This is a genomic window from Bradyrhizobium sp. Pha-3, from assembly GCF_042258325.1.
Lineage (GTDB): Bacteria > Pseudomonadota > Alphaproteobacteria > Rhizobiales > Xanthobacteraceae > Bradyrhizobium > Bradyrhizobium elkanii.
Genome location: NZ_CP170151.1, coordinates 8,707,966 through 8,720,474, shown reverse-complemented (window position 1 = coordinate 8,720,474; position 12,509 = coordinate 8,707,966). Strand labels below are relative to the sequence as shown.

Here is a 12,509-nt window from a genome sequence, read left to right as displayed (position 1 = left end):
CGGATGAAGCGAAGCGAAATCCGGGAACAGTCGTGCGGCGGATATAGCTGCCCCGGATTGCGCTTCGCTTCATCCGGGCCACGGTGACTTCCGAGCTACCCATCGTTGATCCGTCATCCTGAGGTGCGAGCCCTGCGGCGCAATTGCGCCGCTCGGCGAGCCTCGAAGGATGCATGGCCCCACTCCGGCCGATTCATCCTTCGAGGCTCGCCGAAGAGGCTCGCGCCTCAGGATGACGGAGCGAGATTGAGCCGTGGGCGATGATTCGGCATCGTCGAGTGTAGCGCGCGTGAAGCGACTACCGCTCCAGATTCTTCAACAACAACTCCAGCGCCGCCTTCGCAAATGCCTGCATGTTCGCCTGCCGGTCGCTGCTGGCGGTCTCCAGCGTGATCACCTGCTGCCGGGGGCCTGCGACCGCCATGCAGCTGTGGCCGGCGGCGTCGCCGTAGCGGTTGCCGGTCGGGCCGGCGGCGCCGGTCTCCGACAATCCCCAGTCGGTTGTGAGGCGCTCGCGGATCTGCCGCGCCAGCAATTGCGCGTAGGGTTCCGACGACGAGCGGAGCCCGCGCATGGCATCGTCGGGAATGTCCATCAGCGCGCGCCGCGCGTCGCGCGTGTAGATCACGCCGCCGCCGAGGAAATAGGCCGACGCGCCGGGAACCGCGAGCAGCGATGCGGAGATCAGTCCGCCGGTTGAGGATTCCGCGACCGCAACCGTTTGCTTGTTCGCGATCAGTTTTGCGGCGACCTGTTCGGCGATGGATGTGAGCGCGTTCATCGGCCTTCTTTCTCGTTGCTTGCCATGAAAATCCCGTGGGGCGTTCTGCCTTCCTAGCACAGCATGCAGGCCCTTGCCGAGTTGCAGGCCGCGGCATGGCCTGCTTGAATGCGAGCCAAGAACCAAGCGCCGCCCGACAAGCTTGTTGTGAGAGCGTGCGCGGAGGAAACATCATGACGTCGCCGATCGCGGGCGGCGTGGATTGCGATCTGCATCCCGCCGTACCTCACCTCACCAGCCTGCTGCCGTACATGAACGACTACTGGCGCGACCAGGTGACGACGCGCGGCATGACCGACCTGATCTCGCAATCCTATCCGACCAATTCGCCGATCTCGTCGCGGCCGGACTGGCGTCCCGCACAAGGCAAGCCGGGCTCGAGCCTTGCGGACATGCAGCGCCAGGCGCTCGACAGGTTCGGCACGGCCTACGGCATCTGCAATCCGCTCTACGGCGTGCAGACGGTGTTCTCCGAGGACATGGCCGATGCGTTCTGTCGCGCGCTGAACGACTGGCTGGTCAAGGAATGGCTCGACAAGGACGATCGCCTGCGCGGCTCGATCGTGATCCCGGTGCAGAGCATCGAAAAGGCGGTCGCCGAGATCGAGCGCTGCGCGCAGGACAAGCGCTTCGTGCAGGTGCAGGTGCTGATGCTGGTGATGGGCGACATGCCGCTTGGCAAGCGCCACTACTGGCCGATCTACGCCGCGGCGGAACGGCTCGGCCTGCCGGTCGGCATCCATGCCGGCAGCGCCTATCACAATCCGCCGACCTCGGTCGGCTGGGGCTCCTATCACATCGAGGATTATGTCGCGCAGGCGCAGGCGTTCCAGACCCAGCTCACCAGCCTGATCGTCGAGGGCGTGTTCGCGCGCCATCCGAACCTGAAGATGGTGATGCTGGAGTCCGGCTTCACCTGGCTGCCGCCATTCCTGTGGCGGCTGCACAAGTTCTGGCGCGGCGTGCGCATGGAGACCCCGTGGGTCGACCGCGCGCCGCTGGAGATTGTGCGCAGCAACATCCGCTTCTCGCTGCAGCCGATCGATGCGCCGCCGGACGGAGACACGCTGAACCGCCTGTTCGACCATATGCAGTCGGACGAATTGATCCTATTCTCGTCAGACTATCCGCATTGGCAGTTCGATGGTGACGAGGTGCTGCCGCAGGGGTTGTCGCAGGATCTGGTGCGCAAGATCATGATCGATAATCCGCATGCGACCTATGGCCGGCTCAAGGTGAAGGAGATGACGCCATGAACATCCAGCTTCGCGAGCGTCCCGAAACCGCGTCACCGACGAGCATCAAGACCGCGATCGCCGACTGCGACATCCATCCGGCCCGCGCCACCAAGGACGAGCTGTATCCTTATCTCGAAAAGCGCTGGCATGCGCATCTCGAGACCTTCGGCGTCCATGCCTATCAGGGCATGATGGAAGGTCCGCCCTATCCGAAGGCGCAGCCGAATGCGTCGCGCCGCGATGCCTATCCGCCGGAAGGCGGCCCGCAGGGCTCGTCGCTGTCCTTCATGCAGAAGCAGCACCTCGATCCCAACAATGTCGCGCTCGGCGTGCTCAACCCGCTCAACACCGGGCAAGGCATCCGCAACCAGGATCTCGCCGGCGCGATCTGCTCGGCCATCAACGACTGGCAGATCGAGAAATGGACCAGCCAAGATTCCCGGCTGAAAGGCTCGGTCGTCGTCGCCAATGAGGATGGCGTGTCGGCCGCGGCCGAAATCCGCAAGCGCGCGGGCGACACAAATTTCGTCCAGGTGCTGCTGCTCAGCCGCAATGTCGAGCCGCTCGGCCAGCGCCGCTACTGGCCGATCTATGAGGCGGCACAGGAAGCCGGCCTTCCGATCGGCGTGCACGCCTTCGGCTTCGGCGGCAACCCGATCACCGCGTCGGGCTGGCCGAGCTACTATATCGAGGAGATGGTCGGGCATTCGCAGTGCCAGCAGACCGCGCTGGCGAGCCTCGTGCTCGAGGGCGTGTTCGAACGCTTCCCGAAATTGAAGATGGTGATGGTGGAGGCCGGGTTCGGCTGGGCCCCATCGCTGGCCTGGCGCCTCGACAAGGTGTTTTCGCGGCTGCATACCGAAGTGCCGCATCTGAAGCGCAAGCCGTCGGAATATATCCGCGACCACATCTGGTGGACGACGCAGCCGATGGAGGATCCGGAGAGCCGCGACCATTTGTTCCAGACCATCGAGTGGATCGGCTGGGACAGACTGTTGTTCGCGACCGATTACCCGCATTGGGATTACGACGAGCCGTCGCGCGTGCTGCCGGCCGGCGTCAGCGATGCCAATCGCCAGGCGTTTTATCTCGACAACGCCAGGCAGCTGTACGGTATCGCATGATCCGAAAAAGTGGGAACCGGTTTTTCGAATCAGATCATGCGTGAGAACGATTGATGGCGCGGCATGTGATCGCCCCGGTAGATGAGCTGCCGCCGGGTTCGCGAAAATTCCTCGAGATCGATGGACGGCCGATCGCCGTTTTCAACGTCAAAGGCGAGTTCTTCGGCCTGCTGAACCGCTGCCCGCATCAGGGCGCGGCGCTGTGCGAGGGGCCGCTGATCGGGCTCGCCTCATCGTCCGATCCCGGCGAGATCGAATACACCAAGCTCGGCGAGATCCTGCGCTGTCCCTGGCACGGCTGAGAGTTCGACATCCGCACAGGCCAGTCCTATTGCGACCCGCGCCGCTTCCGCGTGCGCGCCTATCCGGTCAGCGTCGAGCCGGGCACCAATGTGGTGAAGGGGCCATATGTCGCCGAGACCATCAAGGTTGCGGTGGAGAGCGACTACGTGGTGGTGGATCTGTAGCCGCGACCGCCCCGAAATCCTGTTCACCGGAGATGGCAATCGGTGAGCGTCCTGCAAAGCATCCTCTTGCGTGCGTTTGGCCGTCCTCGGGGTCTCCTGGGGAGGCTCGGCGGCATGATCATGGCACGCACCAATGCAGATTGCGGCGCGTGGGTCGCAGATCGCTTCGAGGTCGGGCCGCACGACAGCGTGCTCGAGGTCGGGTTTGGTCCGGGCGTCGTCCTTCAACGCCTGTCGACATTGGTGCCGGCGGCACGCGTCGCGGGCATCGATCCGTCGCAGGAGATGGTCGGACAAGCTCGCGCCCGGAACGCGGCCGCGATAGAGGATGGTCGTGTCGAGCTTCGGCTTGGCTCCGTGGTGCGCATGCCATTCGATGCGGATAGCTTCGACAAGGTGCTGGCGATCAACTCGATGCAAGTCTGGCCGGACGCCATCGCCGGGCGCTACGGGAGGTCCGGCGCGTAATGAAGCCGAGCGGCAGGATCGCACTCGGCTTTACGCGCTACTCCGGACAGCCCAAGGAAGGGGTGGCGGAACAGCTGGCAGCAGCCGGCTTCACGCAGGCTCAGCTGGTCGAGACAAATGAGTGGTTCTGTGCCCTGGCGACAAAGCCCGATGCAGGATGAGTTCGTAAGCTGGGCTACGCTGCGCTAACCGACCCGCATTCATTCCGCCATTATCTGCCGTTCGCGCGCATAGCGCACCAGCGCGACGAAGCGGTAGATGCCGTGCACGAATTTTCCATAGGGCATGGTGATGAACAGCGCGAACACCACGCCGAGATGCAGCGCCAGCAACGGACCCATCGCGGCGGTCTCACGCCACAGCAGCAGGGCGAGGCCGGTAATGCTGGTCAGGAACAGCATCAGGATGAACGCGGTGTCCATACCCATGCGCTGCTCGTCGACCAGCACGCGGTCGCGCTTCCATTTCTCCGACAGGAGTCCGATCGGGCCGACCACGAGTCCGATGCCGCCGAGCGTGCCGAGCACGACGGGCAGGTCCCACCACGCATAGGGCGCCTCGCGCGCCAGCAGATAGTGGTAGAGCGTGCCGACGCAGGTCGCGGCGAAGCACAGGATGAAGCCGTAGAACGTGAAGTGGTGATACAGCTTGCGGCGGTCGGTCGGCTGGTCGTCCTCGTTGAAGCAGCCGACACCGCCGCCGTCGAGATAGCGCAGCTCGCCGCCGTCGCGGACCGCCTGCAACAGCGCCTTCGCATCCGTCGTCATGCCGACCGGCTCGCCGATGTCGCGCCAGAACGCGCGCACGCCCATCACCACCGCCAGGATCGCGTAGAGCAGGGCCAAGCCGAACAGCAGCGCCATCGCGTTGTGCGGCATCAATTTATAGAACGCGCCGGGACCGGTGTGGATGCCGGTGAGCACGCCGCGATCATTGATCGCGGCGAAGCCGAAGATGAAGGCGGCGACGCTGAGCGCTGCGATCAGGCTGATGACGAGGCCGTTGCGCGCGAACGCGCCGGCAAAGGCGCGCGGCCAAGCATAGGCGGCATAGGATTCGGCGCGCGCGACCGCAAGCGTCTTCGGTACATTGACGTTGAATTCGTGCGGTGGCGAGAACTGGCAGTCGGTGTAGCAGGCGCCGCAGCCGTGGCAGAGGTTGGCGAGGTAGTTGAGATCGCCGTCGGAGAAGGCGCGGCGCATCTCCATCGCGGGAAACACCGCGCACAGGCCCTCGCAATAGCGGCAGGAATTGCACACCGTCATCAGACGGTCGGCTTCCTGCAAGATCCTCGTCCCGTGCATCGCGTCAGTCCCGCCTTCAGTTCCGCGCATTCTTGGCTGCTTCCCGGCCGGCGACGCGACCGAACACGCTGCCGATGGTCATGCCGATCCCGGCGGCATAGCCCTTGCCGAGCACGTTGCCGGCCATGATCTCGCCGGCGGCGAACATGTTGGCGGACGGCTTGCCGTCCTTCATCAGCATCCGCGCCTCTCTGTTCACGCGGGTGCCGAGATAGGTGAAGGTGATACCCGGCCGCACCGGATAGGCGAGATAGGGCGGCGTCTCGATCCGGCGCGCCCAATGCGTCTTCGGTGGCATGATGCCTTGGGTAGCGCAGTCGTCGAGGATGGTGTGGTCGAAGGTGCCGGGCTGCACTGCGGCGTTGAACTCGTTGATGGTCTTTTCCAGCGCGACCGCGTCGAGCTCGAGCTTGCCGGCGAGTTCGGCAAGCGTCGCGCCCGCGATCGGTGGAAACAGCGTCGGCATGAAGCTCGTCACCACGGTCGAGTCGAAGATGATGTAGGCGATCTGGTCCGGCTGCGCGGCGACCAGCCGGCCCCAGATCGCATAGCGCTTCGGCCAGATGTCCTCGCCCTCGTCGTAGAACCGCTCGGCATGCTTGTTGACGACGATGCCGAACACGACCGAGTCGTGGCGCGTGATGATGCCACCGTCGAATTTCGGCGCGCGCGCATCGATCGCCACCGCATGGCATTGCGTCGGATCACCGATCTCCTGCACGCCCTTGGCGAGCAGCATCTTGAGGATCGCGCCGCGATTATAGGGCGTGCCGCGGATCAGGAAATTGTCGGCCGCATCGCCCCAGGACTCCTTCAGCCATTCGATGTTGGCCTCGAAGCCGCCGGCCGCCGCGACCAGGGTCGAGGCGCGGACTTCGGTCTTGCCGCCGACCGGCTGCTTCAGCTGCCCCGAAAGGAACATGCCGTCCTCGATCGTGAGGTCGATGACCTCGGCATCGTAGAGGATGTCGACACCGAGCTCCTCGGCGGTGCGATAGAGCGCGTTCAGCATCGCGCGGCCGCCGCCGAGGAAGAACGAGTTGGTGCGGCCAAGGCTCAGCGTGCCGCCGAGCGACGGCTGCCAGCGCACGCCCTGTTCGACGATCCAGTTCAGGATGTCCTTGGATTCGTGGATCATGAAGCGGGCCAGTTCCTCGTCGGTCTGGCCGCCGGTCACCAGCAGCAAATCGTTCCAGAACTCCTCCTCGGTGTAGGGACCGGTGAGGATTTCGGTCGCCGCGTCATGGGCGCAGCGCATGTTGCGGGTGTGGCGGGTGTTGCCGCCGCGATAGAATTTCGGGGCGCCTTCCAGCACCAGCACCGAGGCGCCGGCGCGCCGTGCACTGATCGCAGCGCACAGCGCAGCGTTGCCGCCGCCGATCACCAGGACGTCGAACCTGCGCGTCAGATCAACCATGCGCTCTTGTTATCGTTGTTGGCATGGAAAGCAACACGGCCGGGCGCATGAGCATGATCCGGAAAAGCGTGTCGCGATTTTCCGAAGAAGTCATGCCCAGCGAGCCTGCCCGACCGCGAAGTGGAATATCAAGCCGCAACCGTCTCGCGCTGCTCGATGGTCTGGCCGCCACGATAGACGATCAGCGTGGCGACGATGCCGAGAGCTGCGGCGCACATCAGCCAGTAGCCGGGCGAAGCCTTGTCGCCGGTCTGCTGGATCAGCCAGGTCGAGGCGAACGGCGTGAAGGTGCCGAACAGCCCGGCCGCCAGCGCAAAGGCCAGCGAGAAGCAGGTGGTGCGGACATGCGCCGGCACGATCTCGACCAGGCAGCCCAGCATGGTGCCGCTGTAGACGCCGAAATAGAACGAGAACATCATCTCGACCGCCAGCATCTTGCCGAACGACGGATTGGTCACCAGCCAGTGCAGCGCCGGATAGGCCGTGATGAGGGACAGGCCGGCGATCGCCAGCAGCACCGGCTTGCGGCCGATCCGGTCGGACACCGCACCGCCGACCGGATTCCAGATGAAGTTGGTCACCGCAACCAGCAGCGTCACCAGCAGCGCGTCCTGGGTCGAGAGCTTCAGCACGGTCTTGCCGAAGGTCGGCGTGTAGACGGTGACGAAGTAGAAGGTGGTGGTGGTCAGCACCGCGATCATCATGCCGAGGACGACGATGCGCCAGTTCGCGATCGCCGAGGCAAACACCTCGCTCGCGGTCGGATGCTTCTTCATCGCGAGGAACGCCGGAGTCTCCTCCAGCGTCCGGCGCAGGAAGAAGATCACCGGGATGATCAGGCAGCCGACGAAGAACGGGATGCGCCAGCCCCAGGAGGCAACGGTCGCGGCCGGCATGCTCTCGCTGAGGACGAAGCCGAGGATCGAGGCGACGAAGATCGCGACCTGCTGGCTCGCCGACTGGAACGAGGTGTAGAAGCCGCGATTGCCGGGCGTGGCGATCTCCGCGAGATAGACCGAGACGCCGCCGAGCTCGACACCGGCGGAGAAGCCCTGCAGCAGGCGCGCGATCAGCACGATGATCGGCGCCGCAATGCCGATGGTCGCATAGCTCGGGCAGAGCGCGATCACCACGGTGCCAATAGCCATGATCGACAGCGTCACGATCAGGCCCTTGCGGCGGCCGATGCGGTCGATATAGGCGCCGAGCACGACGGCGCCGACCGGGCGCATCAGGGCGCCGAGCCAGAACACGCCGAACGCGTTGAGCAGCGCCGCCGTCTCGTTCTCGGAGGGGAAGAAGGCCTTCGCAATCGCCTGCGCATAGAAGCCGAACAGGAAGAAGTCGAACTGCTCGAGAAAATTGCCGCTGGTCGCGCGCAGGATGGCGCCAAGACGCGATTTGATCTGCGGGACCTGCGATGAACTCGACTGCGACATAACGCCCTTTCCTCCCCGTGACGAAACGGCCGGCGCAAATTGTTTCGCCGGCCAAAGCAGTTAACTGCCATGTGCGGCAATTTGGCACGCCTGTCCGGCGCGACCAACCCGAAATCACGCGGGGGGCTAATGGAAAAAAGCCGTAGGCGGACATCGCAGGGAGCGTATCGAGCGAAAGGGATACCGGTTCGCGCGAATAAACCTCGTCAAAACAACATCCTAGCGCTTCGGCGCTGGTTCAATCAGAACCGAAGCTCCGGTCGTCGTGTACGCGGCATCAAGGCGCAGCGTGCGCCGTTGTGCCGAGCCAGTTCCGGAACGCGGAGAGCTTTGGCGTATCGGCGCGTCCCTGCGGCGAAACCAGGTAGAAGCCGGCGTCGGCCGGCAGCGCGATCTTGAAGGGAACCACGAGGCGGCCCTTGGCGATGTCGTCCTGCACATAGGAGGTGCGGCCCATCGCGACGCCGATGCCATCGATCGCGGCCTGGATCGTCACGAACAGCAGGTCGAAGGTGACGCCGGGCTGCTTGGAAATATCGGTCGGCAATCCCGCCGCGGTCAGCCACAGCCGCCAGTCGTCGCTGTTGGCGTTGCTGGTGTGCAGGAGCGTGTGATCCCTGAGGTCTTCAGGGCATTTCAGCGGCCTGGTTCCCTGCAGCAGCGACGGGCTGCACACCGGAAACAGCTCATCCGCCATCAGCCAGTCCGCACGCAAGCCCGCCCATTGGCCGCGGCCATAGCGGATCGCCGCGTCGACCTTGTCGCGCTGGAAGTCGACCAGGCTGGTCGAGGTGGTGATGCGAACGTCGATGCCAGAATGCGCCTCCTGGAAGGCCGACAGCCGCGGCAGCAGCCACTTGGCGGCAAGCGACGCCAGCGTCGAGACGGTCAGCACGTGATCGTCGTCCCGGCGCAACAGGCGGTCGGTGGCGAGTCTCAGATCGTTGAAGGCGGCGCGGACGCCGGGAAGGTATTCGGTAGCCTCCGGCGTCAGGCTCAGCGAACGGTTCTGGCGGACGAACAGGCGGACGCCGAGCTCCTCCTCGAGCCGCCGGATCTGATGGCTGATCGCGGTCTGCGTCACGTTCAGTTCGGACGCCGCCAGCGTGAAGCTCATATGCCGTGCGGCGGCCTCGAATGCCCTCAGGCCATTCAGCGACGGCAGGCGGCTGGTCATCTCCGGTGCGTCTCCAAATACATGACTTTAATTCATGCGAAACGGTACAAAGTGTCGTTTGTGAGTGGACCAAATAGCTCCAATATTACCGCCAACAGGTTACCGATAGGAGCCGCAGATGTCCATATTCACCCATGAATCGATGACAAATCATCATACGCCCGGATTGCTGAACCAGGTCGGCGAGACGCTGCATATCTGGTGGGAGCGCTACGAGCGCCGTCGCGAGCTGTCGCAGTGGACCGAGCGCGATCTGCACGACATCGGCATGTCCCGCAGCGACATCGTGTTCGAGACCGAGAAGCCGTTCTGGCGGGCCTGAGAAGGACGCCACCGCTGGCGTCGCCTCGATCGAGGGGCGCCGGCCAATTTCTTCACCCGAGGAGCGTGTCATGGTTGCGCTGCATCTCGACGATCTCAAGCAATACTCTGACGTGCTGCGCGCCAAGAACGGCAGCGAGGTCAAGGTGCGCTTCGTCGAGCCGCGCGACCGCGAGGAGCTGCAGAGCTACATCCGCTCGCTCTCCGCGGGGGCCCGTTACAATCGCTTCCTGGGTGCGTTGAGCGAGCTGCCGAAGACGGAGCTCGAGCGTTTCATCCATGTCGGCGAGGCTGACCGGTTCACGGTGGTCGCGACGATGCTGGTCGATGGCTTTGAGACCATCGTCGGCGAAGCCCGCTACGCCTTCCATGCCGATAATTCGAGCGTCGAGTTCGGCCTGTCGATCGATGACCGGTGGCAGGGCCACGGCATTGGCAAGGCGCTGCTGAAGAATCTCGAATGCCGCGCGGCGTCCTTCGGAGCCGAGCGCATCTTCGGCGACACGCTGCGTTCCAATGCGACGATGATCGGCCTCGCCCGCAAGTCGGGCTACGCCTTCACCCAGAGCCCCGGCGACTGGAAGCTGGTGCGCTTCGTGAAAGAGATCCACGTCGAACCGCAAGACATTCCCTGTGCCAGCTGGCGGCTTGCCGCCACTTCCCGCTTGGCCGCGATGTCCTCGCTTGCGGTTTGACTGACTAGGCCCGGTTCTGGCCCCTCCAGAACCGGGCCCTTTTCTTTTTGATTGCTCCGACCCCGTAGCCCGGATGAAGCGCAGCGTAATCCGGGGTCGTACTGCCGCGAGACTTGTCCCGGATTTCGCTTCGCTTCATCCGGGCTACGAGCTCTCACCTCCCCTTAAAAAGGGGAGGTCGCTTTGCTCGCCAGAGCAAAGCGGGTGGGGATCTTCTCTCTCCCCGGCAATGCCGCGTGTGGCTGACCCCCATCCCGACCTTCCCCCTTTCAGGGGGAAGGAGAGATCGCGCTCAACTCCCCCGGAACACCGGCTTCCTCTTCTCGATGAAGGCCTGCACCGCCTCCTTGTGATCGGCAGTCGTGGTGAGGCGGATCAGCCGCTCGGCCTCGTGGTCGCGCGCGGTGGCGAAGTCGAATTGCAGCGCCTCGTCGAGATTGTCCTTCATGTAGCGCAGCGCGAGCGTCGGGCCCTCGGCCATCGACTTCGCCAGCGCGAACGCCTCGTCCTGCAGCATTTCGTCCGGCACCACGCGGTTGACGAGGCCGATCTGCTCGCACTTCGCGGCGTCGACCTTCTCCGAGGTGAACATCAGCTCGCGGGCGCGCGAGGTGCCGACCAGGCGCGTCAACAGCCAGGCCATGCCGTAGTCGCCGCTCAGCGCCACGCGTAAGTAACCGGTCGAGATGAAGGCGGATTGTGCGGCGATCCGGATGTCGCAGGCCATCGCGATCGCAAGGCCGGCGCCGACCGCGGGGCCGGGAAGGGCGGCAATCGTCGGCTTGCGCACCGAGGCGAGCGCGCCGGTGAGCAGGCGCTGCCGCTCCTGCAAATCCGCGACCTTGTCCTCATAGGACATTTCGAGCTTCTTCTTGTCGCGATGCGCGCCCATGCCCTTTACGTTGCCGCCGGCGCAGAACGCCTTGCCGGCGCCGGTGACGAGCAGCGCGCCGACCTCGGGGTTCTCGCCGCAGGTCCTGATCATCGTGCGCAGCGCCGGCGTCAGCGTGTCCGACAGCGAGTTGCGGGCGTCCGGGCGGTTCAGCGTGATGACGGCGACGCGATCGCGGATCACGCAGAGCAGTTCGTCGGTGCCGGTCTCGATCTTGATTTCGTTCGACATGTTTTCCTTCCCCAGTTCCATCCGTCATTGCGAGCCACCCGGTCGGCGCGCAGCGCCGCCGGATGACAGGCTCAGCGAAGCAATTCATGCCGCCGCAAGTGGAGGAATGGATTGCTTCGTCGCTTCGCCCCTCGCAACGACGAATGTGGTGGCGGTTTACGTCCAGCCTACGCCGCTTGCATGATCTCCGTCATCTCAAAACTTCTCAACCCAAGGCCGCAATTCCAGCTCCCAGGTCCAGGCGCTGCGCGGCTGTTGCAGCACGTTCCAGTAGCTCAGTGCAATCGCGTCGGGATCGAGCATCGAGTCCGGCCGATCGGCGGGCTCGGTGCGGGCGGCGCTGCGGATGCCGCCGTCGATCACGAAATGCGCGACATGGATGCCTTGCGGCGACAGTTCGCGTGCCATGCTCTGCGCGAGGCCGCGCAACGCGAACTTACCCATCGCGAACGGCGCCGACTGCGCATAGCCCTTCACGCTGGCAGAGGCGCCGGTGAACAGGATCGCGCCCTTCTTGTTGGGCAGCATGCGCTTCACCGCCTCCTGCGCTACCAGGAAGCCGCCGAATGCCGAGACCGCGATCGCCTGCTCGACCTCTGAAGGCACGAGTTCAACGAAGGGGCCGCGCGAGCGGCCGGAGGCGTTGTAGACGACGAGATCAGGTGTTCCGATCTCACGCTCGACCAGACCAAAAAGCCGTTCGACATCCTCGGCCTTGGTGGTATCGCAGGCATAGGCGCGTGCGCCGGTTTCGGTGCAGAGCGCGCCGAGTTTCTCGATGCTGCGGGCGCCCAGTGCCACGCGAATTCCCTCTCGCGAAAATAGCCGCGTCAAGGAGGCGCTGAGGCCCGCGCCGGCACCGACGATCAGGGCGATCTTGTATTTTGGAATATCCATTGGGCTTTCCTTTGCTCGGCCGGAGGAGGATAGTCGTGCCCAAACAAATGAGCACCGA

Annotated in this window: 13 protein-coding genes and 1 pseudogene; 7 read left to right on the top strand and 7 right to left on the bottom strand. The window is 64.4% G+C overall.

The window, feature by feature from the left end:
• Positions 1 to 298: 298 nt before the first annotated feature.
• Positions 299 to 781: a CinA family protein gene (locus tag ACE10X_RS41720; RefSeq protein ID WP_304557338.1), complete on the bottom strand. Its 483-nt coding sequence runs from the start codon at positions 779 to 781 to the stop codon at positions 299 to 301.
• A 173-nt stretch (positions 782 to 954) separates the two neighbouring features.
• On the opposite strand from ACE10X_RS41720, the gene ACE10X_RS41715 reads away from it, so the two are divergent.
• The 5 genes and pseudogenes from ACE10X_RS41715 to ACE10X_RS41695 all read left to right on the top strand — a co-directional run bounded on the left by ACE10X_RS41715 (position 955) and on the right by ACE10X_RS41695 (position 4,239).
• Positions 955 to 2,037: an amidohydrolase family protein gene (locus tag ACE10X_RS41715; RefSeq protein ID WP_375763810.1), complete on the top strand. Its 1,083-nt coding sequence runs from the start codon at positions 955 to 957 to the stop codon at positions 2,035 to 2,037.
• Entirely contained in the window at positions 2,034 to 3,143 is a 1,110-nt protein-coding gene (locus ACE10X_RS41710; RefSeq protein WP_375763809.1) for an amidohydrolase family protein, read from the top strand. Before ACE10X_RS41715 ends, ACE10X_RS41710 begins: the two co-directional genes overlap by 4 nt.
• A gap of 53 nt (positions 3,144 to 3,196) precedes the next feature.
• Positions 3,197 to 3,610, top strand: a pseudogene (locus ACE10X_RS41705) (Rieske (2Fe-2S) protein).
• A gap of 114 nt (positions 3,611 to 3,724) precedes the next feature.
• Complete coding sequence (locus ACE10X_RS41700) at positions 3,725 to 4,078, top strand: class I SAM-dependent methyltransferase (RefSeq protein WP_375763808.1); 354 nt, start codon at positions 3,725 to 3,727, stop codon at positions 4,076 to 4,078.
• Positions 4,078 to 4,239, top strand: a complete 162-nt coding sequence (locus tag ACE10X_RS41695; RefSeq protein WP_375763807.1) for a hypothetical protein — start codon at positions 4,078 to 4,080, stop codon at positions 4,237 to 4,239. The genes ACE10X_RS41700 and ACE10X_RS41695 overlap by 1 nt, the downstream gene beginning before the upstream one ends.
• A 39-nt stretch (positions 4,240 to 4,278) precedes the next feature.
• On the opposite strand, the gene tcuB is transcribed toward ACE10X_RS41695, so the two are convergent.
• From tcuB to ACE10X_RS41675, 4 genes are all read right to left on the bottom strand, one after another.
• Complete coding sequence (gene tcuB / locus ACE10X_RS41690; RefSeq protein WP_375763806.1) at positions 4,279 to 5,382, bottom strand: tricarballylate utilization 4Fe-4S protein TcuB; 1,104 nt, start codon at positions 5,380 to 5,382, stop codon at positions 4,279 to 4,281.
• A gap of 16 nt (positions 5,383 to 5,398) precedes the next feature.
• Positions 5,399 to 6,799, bottom strand: coding sequence for an FAD-dependent tricarballylate dehydrogenase TcuA (gene tcuA, locus ACE10X_RS41685; RefSeq protein ID WP_375763805.1), 1,401 nt, complete (start codon positions 6,797 to 6,799; stop codon positions 5,399 to 5,401).
• A gap of 128 nt (positions 6,800 to 6,927) precedes the next feature.
• Positions 6,928 to 8,238 (bottom strand): MFS transporter, encoded by a 1,311-nt coding sequence (locus ACE10X_RS41680; protein ID WP_375763804.1) that lies wholly within the window; start codon positions 8,236 to 8,238, stop codon positions 6,928 to 6,930.
• A 277-nt stretch (positions 8,239 to 8,515) separates the two neighbouring features.
• On the bottom strand, positions 8,516 to 9,415 hold the full coding sequence (locus tag ACE10X_RS41675; RefSeq protein ID WP_038384827.1) for a transcriptional regulator GcvA: 900 nt from the start codon (positions 9,413 to 9,415) through the stop codon (positions 8,516 to 8,518).
• 118 nt (positions 9,416 to 9,533) lie between these two features.
• Here ACE10X_RS41675 and ACE10X_RS41670 point away from each other — a divergent pair, with 118 nt between their 5' ends.
• Entirely contained in the window at positions 9,534 to 9,737 is a 204-nt protein-coding gene (locus ACE10X_RS41670; RefSeq protein ID WP_038384828.1) for a DUF1127 domain-containing protein, read from the top strand.
• A gap of 70 nt (positions 9,738 to 9,807) precedes the next feature.
• Complete coding sequence (locus ACE10X_RS41665; RefSeq protein ID WP_038384829.1) at positions 9,808 to 10,431, top strand: GNAT family N-acetyltransferase; 624 nt, start codon at positions 9,808 to 9,810, stop codon at positions 10,429 to 10,431.
• A 292-nt stretch (positions 10,432 to 10,723) separates the two neighbouring features.
• Here the strand turns inward: ACE10X_RS41665 and ACE10X_RS41660 are convergent, their stop codons facing one another.
• Positions 10,724 to 11,554, bottom strand: a complete 831-nt coding sequence (locus tag ACE10X_RS41660) for an enoyl-CoA hydratase (RefSeq protein WP_038384845.1) — start codon at positions 11,552 to 11,554, stop codon at positions 10,724 to 10,726.
• 195 nt (positions 11,555 to 11,749) lie between these two features.
• Positions 11,750 to 12,451 carry an SDR family NAD(P)-dependent oxidoreductase gene (locus tag ACE10X_RS41655; RefSeq protein ID WP_375763803.1) on the bottom strand — a complete coding sequence of 234 codons (702 nt, stop codon included), beginning with the start codon at positions 12,449 to 12,451 and terminating at the stop codon, positions 11,750 to 11,752.
• Between the last annotated feature and the right edge of the window lie 58 nt (positions 12,452 to 12,509).